Origin of the sequence: Streptomyces sp. NPDC008163 (assembly GCF_042956885.1) — a bacterium.
In the GTDB taxonomy this organism is placed as follows: domain Bacteria; phylum Actinomycetota; class Actinomycetes; order Streptomycetales; family Streptomycetaceae; genus Streptomyces; species Streptomyces drozdowiczii_A.
In genome coordinates this window covers 56,778-76,402 of the sequence record NZ_JBIBHG010000016.1, presented here as the reverse complement: position 1 = coordinate 76,402, position 19,625 = coordinate 56,778, and the positions used below count along the sequence as shown (strand labels likewise).

At 71.7% G+C, this 19,625-nt stretch carries 22 protein-coding genes and 1 pseudogene; 2 read left to right on the top strand and 21 right to left on the bottom strand.

Going from position 1 to position 19,625, the window contains the following annotated elements; genetic code table 11:
- Positions 1-139 precede the first annotated feature (139 nt).
- Together tsf and rpsB are read right to left on the bottom strand one after the other, a co-directional pair.
- Complete coding sequence (gene tsf, locus ACFZAT_RS29695) at positions 140-976, bottom strand: translation elongation factor Ts (RefSeq protein ID WP_073963695.1); 837 nt, start codon at positions 974-976, stop codon at positions 140-142.
- A 96-nt stretch (positions 977-1,072) separates the two neighbouring features.
- Complete coding sequence (gene rpsB / locus ACFZAT_RS29690) at positions 1,073-1,975, bottom strand: 30S ribosomal protein S2 (RefSeq protein WP_147971192.1); 903 nt, start codon at positions 1,973-1,975, stop codon at positions 1,073-1,075.
- Positions 1,976-2,251: 276 nt separating this feature from the next.
- Between rpsB and ACFZAT_RS29685 the strand changes: the two are divergent.
- Positions 2,252-2,818 (top strand): annotated as a pseudogene (locus tag ACFZAT_RS29685) (murein hydrolase activator EnvC family protein); the annotation flags it as partial.
- Positions 2,819-2,940: 122 nt separating this feature from the next.
- Here the strand turns inward: ACFZAT_RS29685 and ACFZAT_RS29680 are convergent.
- From ACFZAT_RS29680 to ACFZAT_RS29595, 18 genes are all read right to left on the bottom strand, one after another.
- Positions 2,941-3,513 carry a TetR/AcrR family transcriptional regulator gene (locus ACFZAT_RS29680; RefSeq protein WP_018102375.1) on the bottom strand — a complete coding sequence of 191 codons (573 nt, stop codon included), beginning with the start codon at positions 3,511-3,513 and terminating at the stop codon, positions 2,941-2,943.
- A gap of 103 nt (positions 3,514-3,616) precedes the next feature.
- Positions 3,617-4,453: an RNA polymerase sigma factor WhiG gene (whiG, locus tag ACFZAT_RS29675; RefSeq protein WP_391268593.1), complete on the bottom strand. Its 837-nt coding sequence runs from the start codon at positions 4,451-4,453 to the stop codon at positions 3,617-3,619.
- Between the two features lie 195 nt (positions 4,454-4,648).
- Positions 4,649-5,845: a DNA-processing protein DprA gene (dprA, locus tag ACFZAT_RS29670; RefSeq protein WP_391268672.1), complete on the bottom strand. Its 1,197-nt coding sequence runs from the start codon at positions 5,843-5,845 to the stop codon at positions 4,649-4,651.
- 68 nt (positions 5,846-5,913) lie between these two features.
- Positions 5,914-7,539: an ATP-binding protein gene (locus tag ACFZAT_RS29665; RefSeq protein ID WP_391268592.1), complete on the bottom strand. Its 1,626-nt coding sequence runs from the start codon at positions 7,537-7,539 to the stop codon at positions 5,914-5,916.
- Positions 7,539-7,898 carry a YraN family protein gene (locus tag ACFZAT_RS29660; RefSeq protein WP_018102379.1) on the bottom strand — a complete coding sequence of 120 codons (360 nt, stop codon included), beginning with the start codon at positions 7,896-7,898 and terminating at the stop codon, positions 7,539-7,541. Before ACFZAT_RS29660 ends, ACFZAT_RS29665 begins: the two co-directional genes overlap by 1 nt.
- An 84-nt stretch (positions 7,899-7,982) precedes the next feature.
- Entirely contained in the window at positions 7,983-8,291 is a 309-nt protein-coding gene (locus ACFZAT_RS29655; RefSeq protein ID WP_018102380.1) for a DUF2469 domain-containing protein, read from the bottom strand.
- 62 nt (positions 8,292-8,353) lie between these two features.
- On the bottom strand, positions 8,354-8,842 hold the full coding sequence (locus ACFZAT_RS29650; RefSeq protein ID WP_391268591.1) for an NUDIX domain-containing protein: 489 nt from the start codon (positions 8,840-8,842) through the stop codon (positions 8,354-8,356).
- Positions 8,832-9,581 carry a signal peptidase I gene (gene lepB, locus ACFZAT_RS29645; RefSeq protein ID WP_391268590.1) on the bottom strand — a complete coding sequence of 250 codons (750 nt, stop codon included), beginning with the start codon at positions 9,579-9,581 and terminating at the stop codon, positions 8,832-8,834. Before lepB (ACFZAT_RS29645) ends, ACFZAT_RS29650 begins: the two co-directional genes overlap by 11 nt.
- 49 nt (positions 9,582-9,630) lie before the next feature.
- Positions 9,631-10,503, bottom strand: coding sequence for a signal peptidase I (lepB, locus tag ACFZAT_RS29640; protein WP_391268589.1), 873 nt, complete (start codon positions 10,501-10,503; stop codon positions 9,631-9,633).
- A complete protein-coding gene (gene lepB, locus ACFZAT_RS29635) occupies positions 10,500-11,426 on the bottom strand; it encodes a signal peptidase I (RefSeq protein ID WP_391268671.1) in 927 nt (308 codons plus the stop codon). The genes lepB (ACFZAT_RS29640) and lepB (ACFZAT_RS29635) overlap by 4 nt, the downstream gene beginning before the upstream one ends.
- The gene (gene lepB / locus ACFZAT_RS29630; protein WP_391268588.1) at positions 11,308-12,378 is read right to left on the bottom strand and encodes a signal peptidase I; all 1,071 of its coding nucleotides are present in this window, start codon (positions 12,376-12,378) and stop codon (positions 11,308-11,310) included. Before lepB (ACFZAT_RS29630) ends, lepB (ACFZAT_RS29635) begins: the two co-directional genes overlap by 119 nt.
- Positions 12,371-13,141, bottom strand: coding sequence for a signal peptidase I (lepB, locus tag ACFZAT_RS29625; protein WP_391268587.1), 771 nt, complete (start codon positions 13,139-13,141; stop codon positions 12,371-12,373). The genes lepB (ACFZAT_RS29630) and lepB (ACFZAT_RS29625) overlap by 8 nt, the downstream gene beginning before the upstream one ends.
- Positions 13,142-13,186: 45 nt before the next feature.
- Positions 13,187-13,537, bottom strand: coding sequence for a 50S ribosomal protein L19 (rplS, locus tag ACFZAT_RS29620; RefSeq protein WP_266530958.1), 351 nt, complete (start codon positions 13,535-13,537; stop codon positions 13,187-13,189).
- Between the two features lie 128 nt (positions 13,538-13,665).
- The gene (gene trmD / locus ACFZAT_RS29615; protein ID WP_391268586.1) at positions 13,666-14,487 is read right to left on the bottom strand and encodes a tRNA (guanosine(37)-N1)-methyltransferase TrmD; all 822 of its coding nucleotides are present in this window, start codon (positions 14,485-14,487) and stop codon (positions 13,666-13,668) included.
- Positions 14,487-15,089, bottom strand: a complete 603-nt coding sequence (gene rimM / locus ACFZAT_RS29610) for a ribosome maturation factor RimM (RefSeq protein WP_391268585.1) — start codon at positions 15,087-15,089, stop codon at positions 14,487-14,489. The genes trmD and rimM overlap by 1 nt, the downstream gene beginning before the upstream one ends.
- A gap of 80 nt (positions 15,090-15,169) precedes the next feature.
- The gene (locus ACFZAT_RS29605; protein WP_005311361.1) at positions 15,170-15,409 is read right to left on the bottom strand and encodes an RNA-binding protein; all 240 of its coding nucleotides are present in this window, start codon (positions 15,407-15,409) and stop codon (positions 15,170-15,172) included.
- A 2-nt stretch (positions 15,410-15,411) separates the two neighbouring features.
- The gene (gene rpsP / locus ACFZAT_RS29600; RefSeq protein WP_073963720.1) at positions 15,412-15,846 is read right to left on the bottom strand and encodes a 30S ribosomal protein S16; all 435 of its coding nucleotides are present in this window, start codon (positions 15,844-15,846) and stop codon (positions 15,412-15,414) included.
- 157 nt (positions 15,847-16,003) lie between these two features.
- Entirely contained in the window at positions 16,004-16,597 is a 594-nt protein-coding gene (locus tag ACFZAT_RS29595; RefSeq protein WP_018521397.1) for a hypothetical protein, read from the bottom strand.
- 516 nt (positions 16,598-17,113) lie between these two features.
- Here ACFZAT_RS29595 and ACFZAT_RS29590 point away from each other — a divergent pair.
- A complete protein-coding gene (locus tag ACFZAT_RS29590) occupies positions 17,114-17,959 on the top strand; it encodes an SAM-dependent methyltransferase (protein ID WP_391268584.1) in 846 nt (281 codons plus the stop codon).
- A gap of 65 nt (positions 17,960-18,024) precedes the next feature.
- On the opposite strand, the gene ffh is transcribed toward ACFZAT_RS29590, so the two are convergent.
- On the bottom strand, positions 18,025-19,572 hold the full coding sequence (gene ffh / locus ACFZAT_RS29585) for a signal recognition particle protein (protein WP_391268583.1): 1,548 nt from the start codon (positions 19,570-19,572) through the stop codon (positions 18,025-18,027).
- Positions 19,573-19,625: the final 53 nt, after the last annotated feature.

Sequence of the window (19,625 nt, the reverse complement as noted above, 5' to 3'; positions counted from 1 at the left end):
ACATACGAAGAAGGCCATTGCCGGTGGGTCTGGTGTCCCTTGCGGCAATGGCCTCCTCGTCAGATCTGCGGTCGTACGGCGGTGTGCGGCCGTCGACTGCACCAGACCCTACCGGGTCCGCCGTTTTTCGCGGACGGACTCAGATGCCGACCTTGATGCGCGTGAAGCGCTTCAGGGTGACACCGGCCTCGTCCAGAACCTTCTGGACCGACTTCTTGTTGTCCAGCGCGTACGGCTGGCCGAGGAGGGTGGCCTCCTTGAAGAAGCCGTTGACGCGACCCTCGACGATCTTCGGGAGGGCGGCCTCGGGCTTGCCCTCGGCGCGGGTGGTCTCCTCGGCGACGCGGCGCTCGGCCTCGACGACCTCGGCCGGGACGTCCTCGCGGGAGAGGTACTTCGGCGCGAAGGCGGCGATGTGCTGGGCGAGGCCCTTGGCCAGGTCGGCGTCGGCCTTGTCCAGCTCGACCATCACACCGATCTGCGGGGGCAGGTCGGGCATGGTGCGGTGCATGTAGACCGAGACGAAGGCACCCTGGAACTGCGCGAAGCGGTCCAGGACGATCTTCTCGCCGAGGTTGGCGTTGGCCTCGTCCACGTACGCCTGGACGGTCTTGCCGGGCTCGATCTCGGAGGCGAGCAGCGCCTCCAGGTCGGCCGGGGAGGTCGCGGCGACGTGCGCGGCCAGCGCGTTGGCGACGGCCTGGAACTTGTCACCCTTGGCGACGAAGTCGGTCTCGCACTTCAGCTCGACGAGGACACCGGAGGTGTTGTCCTCGGAGACGAGGGAGACGACCGCGCCGTTCTCGGCGGAACGGCCCTCGCGCTTGGCGACGCCCTTCTGGCCCTTGATACGCAGCGCCTCGACGGCGCCGTCGACGTTGCCGTCGGCCTCGTCGAGCGCCTTCTTGCAGTCCATCATGCCGGCGCCGGTGAGCTCACGGAGCTTCTTGACGTCAGCGGCGGTGTAGTTCGCCATGAGTCTGTGTTCTCTCTCGAAGTCTGAAGATCTACGGGTGGACGGCGGGGGCGGTGCCAGCGCACCGGCCCCCGCCGTCTTCAGCCGTGACGGGTGTCAGGCCTGCTCGGCGTCCGCGGCCGGGGCCTCGGCCTGCTCGGCGGCGATGGCCTCCGGCTTCGCGTCGGCGTCGGCGTCCTTCTCGGTCTCGGCGGAGGACTGGACCTCGGCGTCGGCCTTCTTGTCGCCCTCGAGCAGGTCACGCTCCCACTCGGCGAGGGGCTCGCCGGCGGCCTTCTCGCCCGGCTTCGAGTCGCCGGTCGCGGCGCCGGAGCGGGCGATGAGGCCCTCGGCGACGGCGTCGGCGATCACGCGGGTGAGCAGGGTGACGGAGCGGATCGCGTCGTCGTTGCCCGGAATCTTGTAGTCGACCTCGTCGGGGTCGCAGTTGGTGTCGAGGATCGCGACGACCGGGATGTGGAGCTTGCGCGCCTCACCGACGGCGATGTGCTCCTTCTTGGTGTCGACGACCCAGACGGCGCTCGGCACCTTCTGCATCTCGCGGATACCACCGAGGGTCTTCTCCAGCTTGGCCTTCTCGCGGGAGAGGACCAGGAGCTCCTTCTTGGTGAGGCCGGAGGCGGCCACGTCCTCGAAGTCGATGAGCTCCAGCTCCTTCAGGCGCTGGAGGCGCTTGTAGACGGTGGAGAAGTTGGTGAGCATGCCACCGAGCCAGCGCTGGTTGACGTACGGCATGCCGACGCGCGTCGCCTGCTCGGCGATGGCCTCCTGGGCCTGCTTCTTCGTACCCACGAACATGATGGAGCCGCCGTGCGCGACGGTCTCCTTGACGAACTCGTAGGCGCGGTCGATGTACGACAGCGACTGGAGCAGGTCGATGATGTAGATGCCGTTGCGCTCGGTGAAGATGAAGCGCTTCATCTTCGGGTTCCAGCGACGGGTCTGGTGACCGAAGTGGACGCCGCTTTCCAGCAGCTCCCGCATCGTGACGACGGCCATGGCCGTACTCCTTGAGGTACTCGGTTATCGCGGCAGCAGGTTTGCTGTCGCGCCTGACGCCCCGGCGCGCCGTGCCACAAGGGACCGAGGGGCGCGGCCACCTCCGCTGAACGGGTGGTGGCGGGGCGTGCGAAGTCGACCCGGTGACCCGGGTCGCCTGAAGAAGTGTACGGGACCGTCCGGGTCCCGGGTGACGGCGCTGTCCACAACCGGCCGGTAGTCCACAGATCCGGTCCATGATCCCCACGCGGGTGGGGTCCGGGGGACGGTGGCGCCATGCGAATCACAAGCGAACGGGCGCGGTGGTGTGTGCCCTGGGCCGTGCTGCTCGCCGCGCTGACGGCGTGGGGCGGGTGGCCGGGTGCCGCCGTGGCGGCGGGCGGCGGGGCGCCGGTCTGGCCGCTGGCCGGGCGCCCCTCGGTGGTACGGGGATGGGAGCCGCCCGCCGGGCCCTACGGACCGGGCCACCGGGGCGTGGACCTGGCCGCCGCGCCGGGCACCGAGGTGCTGGCCGCCGCAGCGGGCCGGGTCTCGTTCGCGGGGGCGGTCGCCGGGCGCGGAGTGGTCGCCGTGGAGCTGGCGGGGACGGGCGACCCGCCGCTGCGGACGACGTACGAGCCGGTGCGGCCGCTGGTCGTGCAGGGCGACGAGGTCGCGGCGGGGCAGGTGGTGGCGGTGCTGGGGGCGGGGCCGTCCCATTGCGCGGCGGGCTGCCTGCACTGGGGGCTGCGCCGGGGTGAGGCGTATCTGGACCCGCTGTCGCTGCTGCCGCCGTCACTGCTGCGGCGCGGCCCCTCGCGCCTGCTGCCGGTGTACGGCGTGCCGCTGCCGGGGGCGCTGAGGGCAGGGGGCCCGGCCGGGGCCGTCGCGCCTGCCGTTCTGGTGGTGCTCGCCGTGCCGTGGCCGTGGTGGGCGTCCCGGCGGGGTGGTCGCGCCGGGGCCGGTCGGGCGTCGGCGCAAAGGGGTCAGTCGCGGGTGCCGGGGCCCCGGACGCCGTCGAGGATCATGGCGACGGCGGTGTCGGCGATGACGCCGGGCTCCTCCGCCACGGTCAGCTCGATACGCCGGACCGCAGCGTCCACGGAGCCCTGGAGCAGCATGGCCGCGAGGCGGGGTTCCGCGTGGCCGAGGTCGCCGAGCGCCTCCACGATCATGGCGATGAGCCCGCCGTGCGCGGCGCGGATCTTCTCGCGGGCGCCCGCGTCCAGCTCACTGGCGGAGATCGCGACCACGGCCCGGTGGCGCCGGTCACCGACCAGGTCGAGCTGGCGCCGTACGTACGCCTCGATCTTCTCCTCGGGCGTCCCGGCCCGCTCCATCGCGCTCTCCACCTCGGCCGCCCAGACGGGGAAGTCGACGGCGCAGAGCTCCTCCACGACGGCGGCGCGGGAGCGGAAGTACTCGTAGACGGAGGACCGGGCGAGGCCCGTGCGTTCGGCGAGGGCGGGGAAGGTCAGCGCTTCCGTGCCCCCTTCGGACAGCAGGGATCGCGCTGCGTCCAGGAGGGCGCCGCGCTGCATGGTCCGGTGCTCGGCCACGGAGGCCGCTCGAATCCTGGGCACGCCTCCACTCTACGGCGACGGCCGCCGAGAGGTACGCGCGCGGGCCGAGGTTCCCGGCCCGGGTGCCCGACGGGCCCGCTCAGCGCCCGGCGTCGGCCAGCTTCGCGCGGAGCTGGAGCACCGATTTGGTGTGGATCTGGCTGACCCGGCTCTCGGTGACCCCGAGGACGTTGCCGATCTCGGCGAGGGTCAGGCCTTCGTAGTAGTAGAGCGTGACGACCGTCTTCTCGCGGTCCGGGAGGGTGTTGATCGCCCGGGCGAGCAGCCGTCTCAGCTCCCGGTCCTCCGCCACCTCGACCGGGTCGTCGGCGGCGGTGTCCTCCAGCGTGTCCATCAGGCTCAGCCGGTCGCCGCCCTCGCCGCCCACGTGCAGCAGTTCTTCCAGCGCGACCACGTTGGCCAGGGACAACTGACTGAAGACGGCGTGCAGTTCGTCCAGTGTGACGCCCATCTCCGCCGCTACCTCCGGCTCGGACGGGGTACGGCGCAGCTGCGCCTCCAGGGTCGCGTAGGCGCGCTCGACGGCGCGCGCCTTCTGCCGCACCGAGCGCGGGATCCAGTCCAGCGCCCGGAGTTCGTCGATCATCGCGCCCCGGATGCGGGTGATCGCGTACGTCTCGAACTTGATGGCCCGCTCGATGTCGAACTTCTCGATGGCGTCGATCAGCCCGAACACCCCGGACGAGACGAAGTCCGCCTGCTCCACGTTGGACGGCAGGCCCACGCTCACCCGCCCGGCGACATATTTGACCAGGGGCGAGTAGTGCAGGATCAACTGCTCCCGCAGCCGTTCGTCGCCGGTCGTCTTGTACGAGCGCCACAACTCGTCGAGCGAGGACGGGGCGGGGGGGCGCACAGTGCCACGCGCAGCCGGTGGAACTGCCGCGCGGCCAGACCCGGAGGTGTGCTGGGGCATGTGGTGCCTTGAGCCGTTCTGCCGTGAAGTACTGGGACTTGTCTCTGGGGCGGAATCCTTGTGAGCGTAGCGTGACTGAGCTGTCGCGGTGCGCGCAGGATAGAGGATGCCGACCGGGCGCTCACCGGCCCCGGAGTCACCGTCGATGCGTCCGCCGAGGTCATCGGCATCACCTTTTCACCCGAATGCCCCAGGTCAAGAACCGCCTCGCCGCGCGTCGTCCCGGCAAGTCGGCCTCCGCGTCAACCTCCATCCCCCGCCCACGCGTTCGACGTATCCCAGTGAGTGCAGTTCGTACAGCTTGCCGAGGGCCTCGTCGGCGCTGGTCCCGGCGCCCCGCGCCACCTCCCGGGCATCGACGGCGGCGCGCGCCGGCAGCGCGTCCAGCACCCGCCCGGCGACGGCGTCCAACAGGTCCCGGGCCAGCACCGGGCCGCTCCTGGGCGGCGCCAGGTCCCCGATGTCGCCCACCAGCTCGGCCACTTCGGCGGCGTCCGTGACCAGCACGCAGTCTCCGCGCAGGAGTTCGTGGACACCGGCCGACAGACCGCTGGTCGCCGGTCCGGGAACCCCCATGGTGTAGCGCCCCAGCCGCTGCGCGACCCGCGCCGTCGCCAGCGAACCGCTGCGGTACTCCGCCTCCACGACCACCGTCCCCCGCGTCAGCGCGGCGATCACCCTGTTCCGCAGGACGAACCGGCTCCGCGTCGGGTGCTCGGACGGCGGCAGCTCACCGATGACGAGCCCCTGCGCGGCCACCCGCGCGATCAGTTCGGCGTGGCCCGGCGGATAGGCCACGTCCACCCCGCAGGCCAGCACCGCCATCGTCGCCCCGCCCGCCGCCAGCGCGCCCCGGTGCGCCGCGCCGTCCACCCCGAAGGCGGCGCCCGAGACCACCACCCAGCCGCGCTCCGCGAGCCCCGCGCCCAGCGTCGTCGCCATGTGCGCCCCGTACGGGGTGCAGGCGCGGGCGCCGACCACCGCGACCGAGCGCAGCGCCCAGAGCCGCAGATCGGGCCCGCCCCGCACCCACAGCCCGGTCGGCCGTGCGTCGCCCAGGTCGTCCAGCTGCGTCGGCCACTCGCGGTCGCCGGGGCAGACGAAGCGACCGCCGACCGCCGCGACGGCGGCGAGATCCCGCTCCGGGTCGGCCCGGGCCGCGCGGAGCCGGTAGCCGGCGAGCCGCCGCACCGTCATGCCGCGCAGCCGCTCCGCCTCGCCGGCCGGGTCCGTGATGCGGCGCCACAGCCCGACCGCGCCGTACTCCCGCAGCCACCGCCCGCCCCGCTCGTCGCCGGGTTCCAGCACCCGGGTCAGCGCCGCCCGGGCCAGCCGCTCCGCCGCGCCAGGGCCCGCGCCGACGCCGCCGCCCGGGCCCGGGCCGCCGGCCACCCGCGCGCCCGCGTATCCGCCCGCCCCGTCATCCGCGCCGTAAGCGACCCCGGCTCCTCCACACCCCGTCACGGCGCCCCCACCCCCAGCGGGACACCGCGCGGGATGCCGCTGCGCAGCTCCAGGGCGGCCGCCACGTCCGAGGCGTCGGGGCGGGCCCCGCCGCGCAGGTCCGCGACCGTCCAGGCCACCCGCAGCACCCGGTCCAGGCCCCGGGCCGTGAGCAGCCCACGCTCCATGTCCCGCTCGGCGGCCATCAGCGCGCCCGGGGCCGCGGCGAGCCGGGTCCGCAGCTCATGGCCCGGCACCTCGCTGTTGGTCCTCCAAGGGGTGCCGGCCAGCCGCTCGGCCGCGCGCTCCCGGGCCTCCCGCACCCGGGCGGCGACGGTCTTTGTGGACTCGCCCCGGCCGCCCCGCCCCATCAGGTCCTCCCGGGTGACCGGGGCGACGGTCACTCTGAGGTCCACCCGGTCGAGCAGCGGCCCGGAGAGCCTGGCCTGATACCGCCGCACCGCAGACGGCGGGCAGTCGCAGCCGTCACCGCTCAGGGTGTGCCGCCCGCAGGGGCACGGGTTGGCGGCGAGCACCATCAGGAACCGGGCCGGCAGCCGCACCACACCCGCGCTGCGCGCCACGACGACGTGCCCGGACTCCAGGGGCTGGCGCAGCGCGTCCAGCGTCTTCACGGAGAACTCGGGCGCCTCGTCCAGGAAGAGGATGCCGCGGTGGGCCAGCGAGACCGCTCCCGGCCTGGGCAGTCCGTTGCCCCCGCCCACCAGCGACTGCATCGTCGCCGAGTGGTGCGGTGCGCAGTACGGCGGCCGGGCGATCAGGGGCTCGCCCGGTGGCAGGATGCCGGCCACCGAGTGGACCGCGGTCACTTCGAGGGATTCCTGCCGGGTGAGCGGGGGCAGGATCGCGGGCATGCGCTCGGCCAGCATGGTCTTGCCCGCGCCCGGCGGACCGGTCAGCAGCAGGTGGTGACCGCCGGCCGCGGCGACCTCCAGGGCCTTGCGCGGCCGCTCCTGCCCCGCCACGTCCGCGAGGTCCGGCCGGGCGCCGTCCCCGGCCGCCGGGCCCCTGGCGAGGCCGGTGCCCAGTCCGGCGCCGGGCACCATCAGCCCGGCGAGCATCGGATCGGGGCGGCCCTCCCCCTCGGACCGCTGTTCGTCCGGCACCGGTTCGTCGCACAGCACCGCGATCAGCTGCCGCAGACTGCGCACCCCGAGCACGGAGACGCCGGGGACGAGCGCCGCCTCGCCCGCGGTCTGCTCCGGGACGACCACCTGGCGGTAACCGGCGTCGGCCGCCGCCAGGACCGCGGGGAGCACTCCCCGTACCGGGCGCACCCGGCCGTCGAGCCCCAGTTCCCCGATCATCACCACATCGGCGATCGACTCGGGATCGATCCGCTCCGCCGCGCCGAGAACCGCGCACGCCACGGCCAAATCGAAGCCCGAGCCGCCCTTGGGCACCGAGGCCGGGGAGAGTCCCACGGTGAGCTTCTTCTGCGGCCACTCCGCGCCGGAGTTGACCACGGCCGCCCTGACCCGGTCGCGGCTCTCCACCAGGCTCTTGTCGGGCAGCCCCACCAGCGTGAACGCCGCCACACCGGCCTCCAGGTCCGCCTGGACCTCCACCACCACGCCCTCGACGCCGACCAGGGCGACCGAGCAGGCACGTGCGAACCCCATCAGGCCACCCCCCGCGCGTGCTCGGCCAGGGGCGCGCCGCGCTCGGGCAGCACCACCCCGACCAGGTCGATGCGCACCCCGCCCGGGGGCGGGCCGCCGTGCCGCTCCAGCCAGAGCGCGGCCAGTCGGCGCAGCCGCTCGGCCTTGGCCGGGGTGACCGCGGCCATCGGATGCTCGTACGCGCCCGACCTGCGGGTCTTCACCTCGCAGATGACGAGCGCGTCCCCGTCCATCGCGACGATGTCGATCTCACCGGCGCGACAGCGCCAGTTCCGTTCCAGTACGGACATGCCGGCGTCGGCCAGCAGCCGCGCCGCCAAGTCCTCGCCGTACCGCCCGAGAGCCCCCCGTGCGTTCATATCGGCACCACCTCCGGCACCGACTCTGACGCGTCCGCCCTACTTCAGTGGATCTTGGTGGACAAGCGGGCGATTGTGGATAACTCATCCACTCGGAAGTTCGAGATCGCTCTTGTTGAGCTCCTCGATGTTGACGTCCTTGAACGTGAGCACCCGTACCTGCTTCACGAACCGGGCGGGCCGGTACATGTCCCAGACCCAGGCGTCCGCCATGGACACCTCGAAGAACACCTCGCCCTGGACCGAGTGCACCTGCATCTCGTAGTCGTTGGTGAGGTAGAAGCGCCGTTCGGTCTCGATCACGAATTTGAACAGACCGACGACATCGCGGTACTCCCGGTAGAGCTTCAGCTCCATCTCGGTCTCGTACTTCTCGAGGTCCTCGGCGCTCATTGGCATGTTCCCCTTCAGCCGTGCGTTTCCCCATTGTGCGCCGGGCTCCGGCGCCCCGGAGCTCAGCCGCTTCCGGGTGCCAGGTCCACCGGCGTACGCGGAGGGCCCTCGTCGAGCAGCCTCCGGAGCAGGTCGGCGAGCCCGGTGGGGTACACCGTCTCACGCGCCGCCGACAGTTCGGCGGAGGTCCACCACCTCAGCTCGGTGACACTGCGGCGTTCCAGCCATGTGTGGCCGCTGGTGTCCGTGGCGGTCTGTGCCGTACGGGCCAGGAAGTACCACTCGTCCTGGTCCCATCGCCGGCCGTCGAAGGTGAAGGAGCACCGGCGCCGCCAGATCACCGGACCCAGTGCGACGTCGGTGATCCCGGTCTCCTCGGCCAGCTCGCGCAGCGCGGCCCGCTCGCGGGTCTCGTCGCCCTCCAGGCCGCCGCCCGGGGTGAACCACCAGGTGCGGTCCGGGTCCTCCGGTTCGAAGCCGTGCATCAGCAGAATGCGGTCGTCCGGGTCGAGGAGCACCAGGCGGGCGACCCTGCGCACCTCAGCGGACACCGGCGGCCGCCTGCGGCTTCGCGCTCCGCTTCGGCCGGGCGGACCGGGCCGCGAGCGGACCGTACGCCGCACCGCCCAGGATGAGCACGATGCCCACCACCATCGCGGTCAGCTGGAGCCTGAGCGGCCCGGCCGACGAGACACCGCCCGGCAGCGCGGCGAACGCCTCGGGCCGGCCGATCATGGAGCCCAGCGGCCAGGCGACGGCGTCGACCCTGGACTCCACGGCGCCCCGGGGCACCGAGCCGTGTGTGGCGTCCTCCAGGTGGACCCGGGAGTCCAGCGAGACCGTGCGGTCGTCGCCCAGCAGGAAGAGCTGGCCCTTGGGCACCTCGGCGGTGAAGTCCTGGGCCGAGGCGCGGCCGGGCGAGCGCAGATACGGTTCGTCGATGGGTATGCCGTTGACCGTGAGACGGCCGTCCTTGCCGCAGCAGGCGATCTTGTCGCCGCCGACGCCGACGACCCGCTTCACCATGGGGGTGTTGCCCCACTCCGGGTCGTTGAAGACCACCACGTCACCGCGCCGGACCTCGCTGCCGTTCACGCGTTCCGCGAGGACCTTGTCGCCCGCGTCGACGGTCGGGGTCATCGACTCGGTGGGCACCGTGTACGGCTGGTAGACGAACGCGCCCCAGGCGAAGCCGCCGAGGAAGAGCAGGCAGCCGAGGGCCACCGCCACCCCGGACAGCCTGCTGCCGAGCCGGCCGCGGCCGTCGTCCGTACGACCTGTTGCACCCATACCGGCGTCCCCCATCGGAGATCGACAATCGCTGATCCGCGTGGGCACCCTACCCGGCAGTACGCCCGGCGGTCAGCCTCCGCCTGCGCCGGAGCACGAACGGGACCGCGCCCGCGAGTCCCAGGACGCCGGGGGCGGCACCGGCCGCGGCGCTGATCCCGGGCTGGTCGAAGGTGTCCGGGACGGACAGCACGGACCAGCGGTTCACCGGCCACGCGACGACCACGGCCCGGCCCACGACCTGGCTCACCGGCACGAAGCCCTTGTTGGCGTCGCTGGTGTGGTAGCGGGAGTCCGCCGAGTCCTGGCGGTGGTCGCCCATCACCCAGATCTTGCCGTCCGGCACCTTGAACGGCCCGAAGGGCATGTCGTCGCAGGCGCTGTTGCCGGGGAAGATGTACGGCTCGGTGAGCGCCTTGCCGTTGACCTGGACCGGGCCGCCCTTCTTGCACTCCACGGTGTCACCGGCGACCGCGATCGTCCGCTTGATCAGGTCCTTCTCCTCGGCGGACGGCATCAGCCCGACGAAGCTCAGGAACTTCTGCGCGGCGTTGGGCTTCGGGGTCGGCTCGTCGTCCAGCCAGCCGTCCGGGTCGTGGAAGACGACGACCTCGCCGCGCTCCGGCTCCGAACCGAACCACGGCGTCAGCTTGTCCACCAGGACCCGGTCACCCCGCTGCAAGGTGTTCTGCATCGAGTCCGAGGGAATCGAGAACGCCTGCACCAGAAACGTCTTGATGAACAGGGCCAGGACCAGCGCGATGCCGATGAGGAGCGGCAGCTCCTTCCAGAACGGCCGACCGCTCTTCTTCTTGCCGGACTCCGGCTCGGTGGACGAAGGCTCGGCGGCGGACGGCTCGTCGGCGGGAGACTCCGCGGACCGTGCCTGCTCGGACTGTGCTCCGTCTGCCAGGTCGCTCACGCGTCGTTCCTCACTGTGCCGGCGGTCGTGGTCCGGCGCCGCCGACGCCAGAGCACCAGGGGCACCGCGCCCGCGAGGCCGACCGCCCCGGGGGCCGCCGCGGCGGCGGCGTTGATACCGGGCTGGTCGAAGGTCTTCGGGATCGGGAGGGTCGCCCAGCGGCTGACCGGCCACGCGATCACGATGGCCCGGCCGACCACCTCGTCGTTGGAGACGGTGCCGTTGCCCGGCAGGTTCTGGTGGTAACGCGAGTCCAGGGAGTTCTGCCGGTGGTCGCCCATGACCCAGATCCGGCCCTTGGGCACCTTGATCGGCCCGAACGGCTCGTCGTCGCAGGCGCTGTTGCCCTCGAAGATGAAGGACTTGTCGTCCAGCGCCTTGCCGTTGACCTCGACGGGGCCGCCCTTCTTGCACTGCACGGTGTCACCGCCGATCGCGATGACCCGCTTGATCAGGTCCTTCTCCTCGGCCGATGGCATGAGGCCGATGAAACTGAGGAACTTCTGCACCGCGTTCGGCTCGGGGGCCTGGCTGTCCTCCAGCCAGCCGCCCGGGTCGTGGAAGACGACGACCTCGCCGCGCTCCGGCTCCGAACCGAACCACGGCGTCAGCTTGTCCACCAGGACCCGGTCACCCCGCTGCAGCGTGTTCTGCATCGAGTCCGAGGGAATCGAGAACGCCTGCACCAGAAACGTCTTGATCAGCAGCGCCAGGACCAGCGCGACGCCGATGAGGAGCGGCAGCTCCTTCCAGAACGGGCGGGGGTTCTTCTTCCGGGCCGTGCTGCCCCCGGACGCGCCGCCGTCACTGTCCGCCCCGCTCACCGTCGCCCCGTCCTCCGCCGCACCGGCGGGATCGGAATGCGCCGAGCGGCCCGGCCGGTCCTCGGGTTCGTCGTGTCCGGATCGTGCGCCGACCGCCAAATCCCCCACATCCACTCCTTACTCCGTGCCACCGCCCGCGTCCTAGCCGACGCAGGCCCACCACTCCCATAACGAGCGGGAGTTCCGCAGGGGTCGGGAGCCGGATCAATCCGCCTGGATCACTGGACACACTATTCGACGGCCAGGAGGCGGCCCCCGTACCGGCGCGCGCGTCCGGGACCGAGGCGAACGCCGAGCGTTGCTCCAGGCCGGCCCAGTGTCCGAAGGGCCAGACGATCCATTTCGCCCGCCCCACGACGGCGTCCTCGGAGATCGTGCCGTTCGCCGTCTTGTCCATGTGGAAGCGCGAATCCGCGGAATTGGAGCGGTGGTCCCCCATGACGAAGAGGCGACCCGCCGGAACCTTTACCTCGAATTTGATGGTGGAGGGTGAATCCCCGGGATAGACGTACGGTTCCTCGACCGCCACACCGTTGACGAGGAGCCTCCCGTCCGACGCGCAGCACTTCACGGTGTCGCCGCCGACCGCCACCACCCGCTTGATCAGGTCCTGCTCGTCGTCCGACGGCAGCAGCCCGACAAAGGTGAGCGCCTGCTTCACCTGCTTGACGACGACGGGCGACTCCCCGGTCCCGGAGCTCTCGGGATTCGGCGGCGGCCAGTCCGAGGGGTTGCGGAACACGACGACGTCCCCGCGCTGCGGCTTCGAGCCGAACCAGGGCGTCAGCTTGTCCACGAGCACCCGGTCGCCGATCCGGATGGTCTGCTCCATCGACCCGGACGGGATCACGAACGCCTGTACGAGAAAGGTCTTGAGGACGAGCGCTATCAGCAGCGCCACCGTGATCAGCAGCGGGATCTCCCGTACGGCCGATCTGCGCCGCTTCCGCTTCACCTTGCGGGCCAGCTTGCGCCGCTCGGCCCGGGTGGGCAGGGAGCGCGTGCCTCCGTCCGCCGCCGCGGGGGCACCGTGGCGCCCGTGGCTACCCATGGGACGGGCCGGGCGCCGGTACGGAGTCGAACGCGTCGGTCCCCGGCAGCGAGCCCAGCCGGCCGAGCGGCCAGCCGAACCAGTCGACCCGCCCGATCACCCGGTCCACCGGCACCACACCGCCGCCCGGCTCCCCCAGGTGGTCGCGGGAGTCCCGGGAACGGGAGCGGTGGTCGCCCATCATCCACAGGGTGTCCTCCGGCACCACGATGTCGAAGGGCACCGTCGAGGGCGCGTCCCCGGGATACAGGTAGTCCTCGTCCAGCGGCCGCCCGTTCACCTCGATCCGGCCCCGCGCGTCGCAGCAGACCACCCGGTCGCCCCCCACGCCCACCACCCGCTTCACGAAGTCGGTCTCGGCGGGCTCGGCGAGCCCGAGGGACGCGGCGGCCCCGTGCAGCAGCCCGGTGACGGGGTTCTGCGCCGCCCCCTCGCGCACGAACGAGCCGGTGCCGTCGAACACCACCACGTCGCCCCGACGGGGCTCTCCGCCGAAGCGGTAGGCCAGTTTGTTGACGAGCACCCGGTCGCCCACCCGGAGCGTCCGCTCCATCGAGCCGCTGGGGATCAGGAAGGGCTGCACCACGAAGGTGCTGAAGAGGAGCACGAACACCGCGCAGGCGGCACCGACCCCGAGCGTGCCCCGCCAGGACAGCCGTCCGGTGATCCGGTCCCGGACACGCGAAGAGCGCGACCCCTCCCCCGGACCCGTATCGGGTGCGGAGGAGAGATCGCGCTCCTGGAGTTCTGCTTGCGTGTCCATCGGGGCCAGAGCTTAACCGGACACCCTGTGGACCAGGCAGTCAGCTCAGCGGTCGCGCTTCTCCTTGATCTTCGCGGCCTTGCCGCGGAGCTCACGGAGGAAGTACAGCTTGGCGCGACGGACGTCACCGCGGGTCACGAGCTCGATCTTCTCGAAGATCGGGCTGTGCACCGGGAAGGTGCGCTCGACGCCGACGCTGAAGGAGACCTTGCGGACCGTGAAGGTCTCGCTGACGCCCGCGCCCTGGCGGCGGATGACGACGCCCTTGAACTGCTGGACACGGGAGCGGTTGCCCTCGATCACGCGGACGTGAACGTTGACCGTGTCACCCGGGCGGAAGGCCGGGATGTCGGTACGCAGCGACGCGGCATTGACGTCGTCGAGCAGGGAAGCCATGTTGTCTGCTTTCTTCGCCGATGCCACAGGTCATCGACGGGAGAGTGATGAATGCTAGGGGCCGATCGCGTCGGACGGGCGTCGTGTCCCCCTGTGGCAGGGGCGCACGCCGGACGGACAGCAGCGGCCTATTCTTCCACGGCCTCGGGCCTGCGCCAAAATCGGCCGCCCGGCTCCGGGGACCAGCCGAGGATGGACAGCATCTCCCGGTCCTTCTTGTCGAAGCCGGACGCCTCGCACCGCTCGATCAGATCGGGCCGGTTGGCTGCCGTACGACGCAGCGCCTCGTCCCTCCGCCAGCGGGCGATCCGCCCGTGGTGGCCGCTGAGCAGCACATCGGGGATGGTCCGGCCGCGCCACTCGGGCGGCTTGGTGTAGACCGGGCCCTCCAGCAGGTTGGCCATCGCGCCGGGGGCGAAGGAGTCGTCCTGGTGGGAGGCCGCGTTGCCGAGGACGCCGGGCAGCAGCCGGGCCACCGCCTCGGTGATCACCAGCACCGCGGCCTCCCCGCCTGCCAGCACGTAATCGCCGATGGACACCTCGACCACCCGCATCCGGGTGGCGTACTCCTCGGTGACCCGGCGGTCGATGCCCTCGTAGCGGGCCGGGGTGAAGATCAGCCAGGGCCGCTCGGACAGCTCGACGGCCAGCTCCTGCGTGAACGGCCGGCCGCTCGGCGTGGGCACCACGAGGACCGGGGCGTGCGCACCGGACTCGTAACCGTCCGCCAGGGCCTCGTCCAGCGCCTCGCCCCACGGCTCGGTCTTCATGACCATGCCCGGGCCGCCGCCGTACGGGGTGTCGTCCACGGTGTTGTGCCGGTCGTACGTCCAGTCGCGCAGGTCGTGCACGTGGACGTCGAGGCGGCCGGCCGTGCGGGCCTTGCCGACCAGGGAGACGTTCAGCGGTTCCAGGTACTCGGGGAAGATCGTGACGACGTCGAGCCGCATCAGTCGTCCTCGGCCTTCGGCGCGGAGCCCTCGGACCCCGACTCGGAGCCGGACTCGGCCTCGGCTTCGCGCGCGGACGCCACGACCGCCTCGCTCGCGTCGATCAGGCCGGGCGGCGGGGTGATCACCGCGCGCTGCTCCTCCAGATCGATCTCGGTGACGATCTCCTCCACGAACGGGATCATCACCTCGCTGCCGTCCGGCCGCTCCACGATGAAGAGGTCCTGCGAGGGCAGATGCGTGATCTCGGTGATCCGCCCGATCTCGGTGCCGTCGGCGAGGACCACGTCCAGGTCCATCAGCTGGTGGTCGTAGAACTCCTCGGGATCCTCCGGGAGCTCCGCCGGGTCCACGTCGGCGATCAGCAGGGTGTTGCGCAGCGCCTCGGCGCCCGTACGGTCCTTCACGCCCTCGAAGCGCAGCAGCAGCCTGCCGCTGTGCACCCGGCCGGTCTCGATCGTGAGCGGGCCCGCCGTGGCGGGGTCGGTGGCCAGGACGGCGCCGGGCGCGAGCCGCAGCTCCGGCTCGTCCGTGCGCACCTCGACGGTGACCTCGCCCTTGATGCCGTGGGCGCGACCGATCCGCGCGACTACCAACTGCACCTTGTGTCTCTCCTGTCGTACGACGACGGGCCGGGGCGGGCGCTTGGCCCTCCCCGGCCCGTGCCGGTGTTCAACTTCTGTCAGCGAACCTGGTCCACGTCGACGAGGTCGACGCGGATGCCACGGCCGCCGATGGCGCCCACGACGGTGCGCAGCGCGCGTGCAGTGCGGCCGTTGCGGCCGATCACCTTGCCGAGGTCGTCGGGGTGCACCCGGACCTCCAGCACACGGCCACGGCGCAGGTTGCGCGAGGCGACCTGCACATCATCGGGGTTGTCGACGATGCCTTTCACGAGGTGCTCGAGAGCCTCCTCGAGCATGCTCAGGCCTCGGTCGACTCGGCGGAGGAGGCAGCAGCCTCGTCCGCCTTCTTGTCGGCCTTCTTCGCCTTCGGCGTGATGGCCTCGCCCTTCGACTCCTCACCATCGCTGGAGAGGGCCTCGAACAGGGCGCGCTTGTCGGCCTTGGGCTCCGGCTGCAGCAGCGGCGCGGGGGCCGGGAGGCCCTTGTGCGCCTGCCAGTCGCCGGTGAGCTTCAGGATCGCGAGGACCGGCTCGGTCGGCTGGGCGCCGACGGACAGCCAGTACTGCGCACGCTCCGAGTTGACCTCGATGCGCGACGGGTTCTGCACCGGGTGGTACAGACCGATCTCCTCGATGGCCCGGCCGTCACGGCGGGTGCGGGAGTCGGCGACGACGATGCGGTAGTGAGGCGAACGGATCTTGCCCAGACGCTTCAGCTTGATCTTGACTGCCACGGAAGTGGTGTCTCCTGGTCTATGACGTGGTTGGGCACAACGAAGATGCCACGTGGGGTTGCGGTACTCGGGTGCCCGATGGACGCGTCAGCCGGAGGAGAGAGGGGTCCTGTGCGACTGTCGAGTACAGCTAGCCATTGTGCCACACCCCATCGGCTCACCCCACCGCGACCGCGGTCTCCGGAATCCGGAACGGCTTTCCGCAGCCGCCGCAGACGATCGGCGCCTGGGCGAGGACCGAGGGGACCACGCGCACATTGCGGCCGCAGTCGCAGACGGCCTTGACCCGCACGCCCCCTCCGGAGGAGCCGTGCCGGGCGGCCGGGCCGCGGAAGGAGCGCTTGGTGTCGGCGGCGGTGGCCACGGTGTGCGCCTTGAGGGCGCGCTGCAGCCGTTCCGTCGTCGGCCGGTAGCGGCGCTTGGCCTCGGGGTTGAGCGTGACCAGCGAGAAGCCGCTGCTGGGATGGGGCTCCTCGGCATGGTCGAGGCCCAGCTCCTCGGCGATCGCCAGGAATCGTCGGTTGTGATAGCGGCCGGCGCGCGAGGTGTCGCGGACACCTCTGGCGGCGGCGATGCCGTGGACTGCCTCGTGGAGCAGTCGCTCGAAGGAGAGCTCGGCGCCACAGGCGGACGAGGATTCTCCGATCAGGGACTCGGGTGCGGCGAGATCGGGCAGCTCGGGGTGGTACCGCTGAATGTCGGCCCACGCCTGCGCCAGCTCTGCGGCAAGTACAGGTGGTGTCGTGCTCACGTCGTGACCAACGAGCGCGGGGCCCTCGGTGTTCCGATTCCGGGCCATCCCAAATATTTTGCACGTACCAGTCGGTTGACCTTCATGCGTCGCGACGAGGGCGGGTGCGCTGATCTGCGGAGAAGCCTCACAGCTCGCACCAAGACGGTACGTAGCGGCGCGTACGCCTGCGCGCGTAGCCGCGGTACGCGCCCCCTCCGGGGACGGACGGCAGGGGCGAGGGTACCCGCACCGCCCTGACGTGCTCGACGTGCCCCCACCGGCGTGCCGGGTGAGACTGGACCGGCAGAGGACGGGACGGACCCTCCGGGGCGTCCCCGCCGTCCGGGTGCGCCGGTGCCGTCGTGCTCCGGACGGCAGTGCGGAGAACCACGCCCCGCAGACCTCTGGACGCGGCGGCGGATGCGCAGTTCTCTTGCATACGGGGGAGCGCGCGTCACCTGGACGGGACAGCCGTCCACTTCGGGCACGACCGATCGGCAGAACCGGCAACCTCGGCGGATTGGGGCGCATTCCATGACACCAACGCTCGTTCGGCACCACCGGCCCACGGAGCCGTCCGCCCTCGCGGACGGCGCCTCCCGCGCCCGCGACTGGGCGGAGATCCAGGAACGGATGCTGGCACCGCTGTACGAAGCGGTGTACACGCGCCTTGAGGTGGGGCCCGCCACACGGATGCTCTCGCTCGGCTGCGGCTCCGGTCTGGCGCTGCTGATGGCCGTGGGCCGGGGCGCCTCGGTCACCGGCGTGGACACCGACCCGGACCGCCTCGCCCTCGCCCGGACCCGGCTGCTCCCCGCACCGGAGGACCGCGGCGCACCGGCCACCGCCCCGCTGCTCACGGACAGCGTCGCCGCGGCGGCGGACGGCGGGCCGCACCACCTGATCACCGCGTTCACCCCGATCGGCTGCGAGGCGGGCGACGGCGAGGAGCTGGTACGGGCGCTGGAGACCGCCGTGCCGTCGGCGGACCGGCGCGCGACGGTCGTCCTGACCGGCTGGGGCCCGCCGGAGCGGTGCGCCACGGAGTCGGTGCTCCGGGTGGCCGGCCGGCTCGCCGACGACGGGCGCGGACCGGGTGGCGGCTGGCGCGGGCCGCGCCGCGACGATCTGGAGGACGTGGCCTTCCGGGCCGGGCTGCGGCCGGACGGCTCCGGGCGGGTGGCCTGCCCGTTCGGTTACGCGGACATGGACAGCGCGGTACGCGGTCTGCTGTCGACCCGGCTGTTCGAGGCGGCGGTCCGGGCGACGGACCGCTGGCAGGTGGAGAAGGAGCTCGCCGAGGCGCTGCACCCGCACCGGCGGCCGGACGGCACGGTGTGGATGTCCAACGTGTTCCGGTATCTGGTCTGCACGACGTGAACGTACGCCGGAGGGGCGCCCACCACGCGGGGTGAGCGCCCCTCCGGCACGACCTGACGCGGGCGTCAGCCCATGAACTTCTTGAACTCGTCCGGCAGCTCGAAGTTCTGGGCGTCCTGGCCGGCCGGGAGACCGGGGACGCCGTTCTGGGCGGCCTCGCGGCGGGCGGCCGCGGCCTGCTCCTCGGCCTTGCGCTTCATCGGGTTGCCGCTCTTGCGCTTGCCCTTGGCCTGCTTGACCTGCTTCTTCTGGCGGCCCGGACCGCCGCCCATGCCCGGCATCCCCGGCATCCCCGGCATGCCGCCGCCCTGCGCCATCTTCGACATCATCTTGCGGGCCTCGAAGAACCGCTCGACCAGGCCCTTGACGGCGGAGACCTCGGAGCCGGAACCCTTGGCGATACGGGCGCGGCGCGAGCCGTTGATGATCGTCGGGTCGGCGCGCTCCTTCGGGGTCATCGACTTGATGATCGCGGCCATGCGGTCGATGTCGCGCTCGTCGATGTTGTTGATCTGGTCCTTGATCTGACCCATGCCGGGCAGCATGCCGAGCAGCTTGGAGATGGAGCCCATCTTCCTGACCTGCTCCATCTGGGCCAGGAAGTCGTCGAAGGTGAAGTCCTTGCCCTTGCTGGACGCCAGCTTGGAGGCCATTTTGGCGGCCTCTTCCTGGCTGAAGGTCTTCTCCGCCTGCTCGATCAGGGTGAGCAGGTCACCCATGTCGAGGATGCGCGAGGCCATGCGGTCCGGGTGGAACGCGTCGAACTCGTCCAGCTTCTCGCCGTTCGAGGCGAACATGATCTGCTTGCCCGTGACGTGGGCGATCGACAGGGCGGCACCACCGCGGGCGTCACCGTCGAGCTTGGAGAGCACCACGCCGTCGAAGCCGACGCCGTCGCGGAACGCCTCGGCGGTGTTGACCGCGTCCTGGCCGATCATCGCGTCGACGACGAAGAGGATCTCGTCCGGGCTGACGGCGTCGCGGATGTCCGCGGCCTGCTGCATCAGCTCCTGGTCGATGCCGAGGCGGCCGGCGGTGTCCACGATCACGACGTCGTACTGCTTGGTCCGGGCGTGCTCGATGGAGTCCTTGGCGACCTGGACCGGGTCGCCGACGCCGTTGCCCGGCTCGGGGGCGTACACCGCGACACCGGCGCGGTCGGCGACGACGCTCAGCTGGTTGACGGCGTTGGGGCGCTGGAGGTCACAGGCGACGAGCAGCGGGGAGTGGCCCTGGCCCTTGAGCCAGAGTCCGAGCTTTCCGGCGAGGGTCGTCTTACCGGCACCCTGGAGACCGGCGAGCATGATCACGGTGGGCGGGTTCTTGGCGAACCGCAGCCGCCGGGTCTCGCCGCCGAGGATGGAGATGAGCTCCTCGTTGACGATCTTGACGACCTGCTGGGCGGGGTTGAGGGCCTGGGAGACCTCTACGCCGCGCGCCCGCTCCTTGACGTTGGCGATGAAGGACCGGACGACGGGCAGCGCCACGTCGGCTTCGAGCAGGGCGATACGGATCTCGCGAGCCGTGGCGTCGATGTCCGCCTCGGACAAGCGGCCCTTGCCCCGGAGGTTCTTGAAAGTCGCGGCAAGGCGGTCGGAGAGAGTATCGAACACGGCGCTCGTCGGTCCTCAGGGTCGGGGGCGGGTCGGGTCAGTAGGTTCCCAGG

What these genes read in the sequence shown, in the direction of transcription:
- tsf (WP_073963695.1), bottom strand. Translation starts at nt 976, where the DNA reads ATGGCGAACTACACCGCCGCTGACGTCAAGAAGCTCCGTGAGCTCACC.
- trmD (WP_391268586.1), bottom strand. Translation starts at nt 14,487, where the DNA reads ATGCGGCTCGACGTCGTCACGATCTTCCCCGAGTACCTGGAACCGCTG.
- ACFZAT_RS29665 (WP_391268592.1), bottom strand. Translation starts at nt 7,539, where the DNA reads ATGGGGTTCGCACGTGCCTGCTCGGTCGCCCTGGTCGGCGTCGAGGGC.
- ACFZAT_RS29660 (WP_018102379.1), bottom strand. Translation starts at nt 7,898, where the DNA reads ATGAACGCACGGGGGGCTCTCGGGCGGTACGGCGAGGACTTGGCGGCG.
- lepB (WP_391268588.1), bottom strand. Translation starts at nt 12,378, where the DNA reads ATGGGTAGCCACGGGCGCCACGGTGCCCCCGCGGCGGCGGACGGAGGC.
- ACFZAT_RS29605 (WP_005311361.1), bottom strand. Translation starts at nt 15,409, where the DNA reads ATGCTCGAGGAGGCTCTCGAGCACCTCGTGAAAGGCATCGTCGACAAC.
- whiG (WP_391268593.1), bottom strand. Translation starts at nt 4,453, where the DNA reads ATGCCCCAGCACACCTCCGGGTCTGGCCGCGCGGCAGTTCCACCGGCT.
- ACFZAT_RS29590 (WP_391268584.1), top strand. Translation starts at nt 17,114, where the DNA reads ATGACACCAACGCTCGTTCGGCACCACCGGCCCACGGAGCCGTCCGCC.
- ACFZAT_RS29655 (WP_018102380.1), bottom strand. Translation starts at nt 8,291, where the DNA reads ATGAGCGCCGAGGACCTCGAGAAGTACGAGACCGAGATGGAGCTGAAG.
- rpsB (WP_147971192.1), bottom strand. Translation starts at nt 1,975, where the DNA reads ATGGCCGTCGTCACGATGCGGGAGCTGCTGGAAAGCGGCGTCCACTTC.
- lepB (WP_391268590.1), bottom strand. Translation starts at nt 9,581, where the DNA reads ATGGGTGCAACAGGTCGTACGGACGACGGCCGCGGCCGGCTCGGCAGC.
- lepB (WP_391268587.1), bottom strand. Translation starts at nt 13,141, where the DNA reads ATGGACACGCAAGCAGAACTCCAGGAGCGCGATCTCTCCTCCGCACCC.
- rplS (WP_266530958.1), bottom strand. Translation starts at nt 13,537, where the DNA reads ATGGCTTCCCTGCTCGACGACGTCAATGCCGCGTCGCTGCGTACCGAC.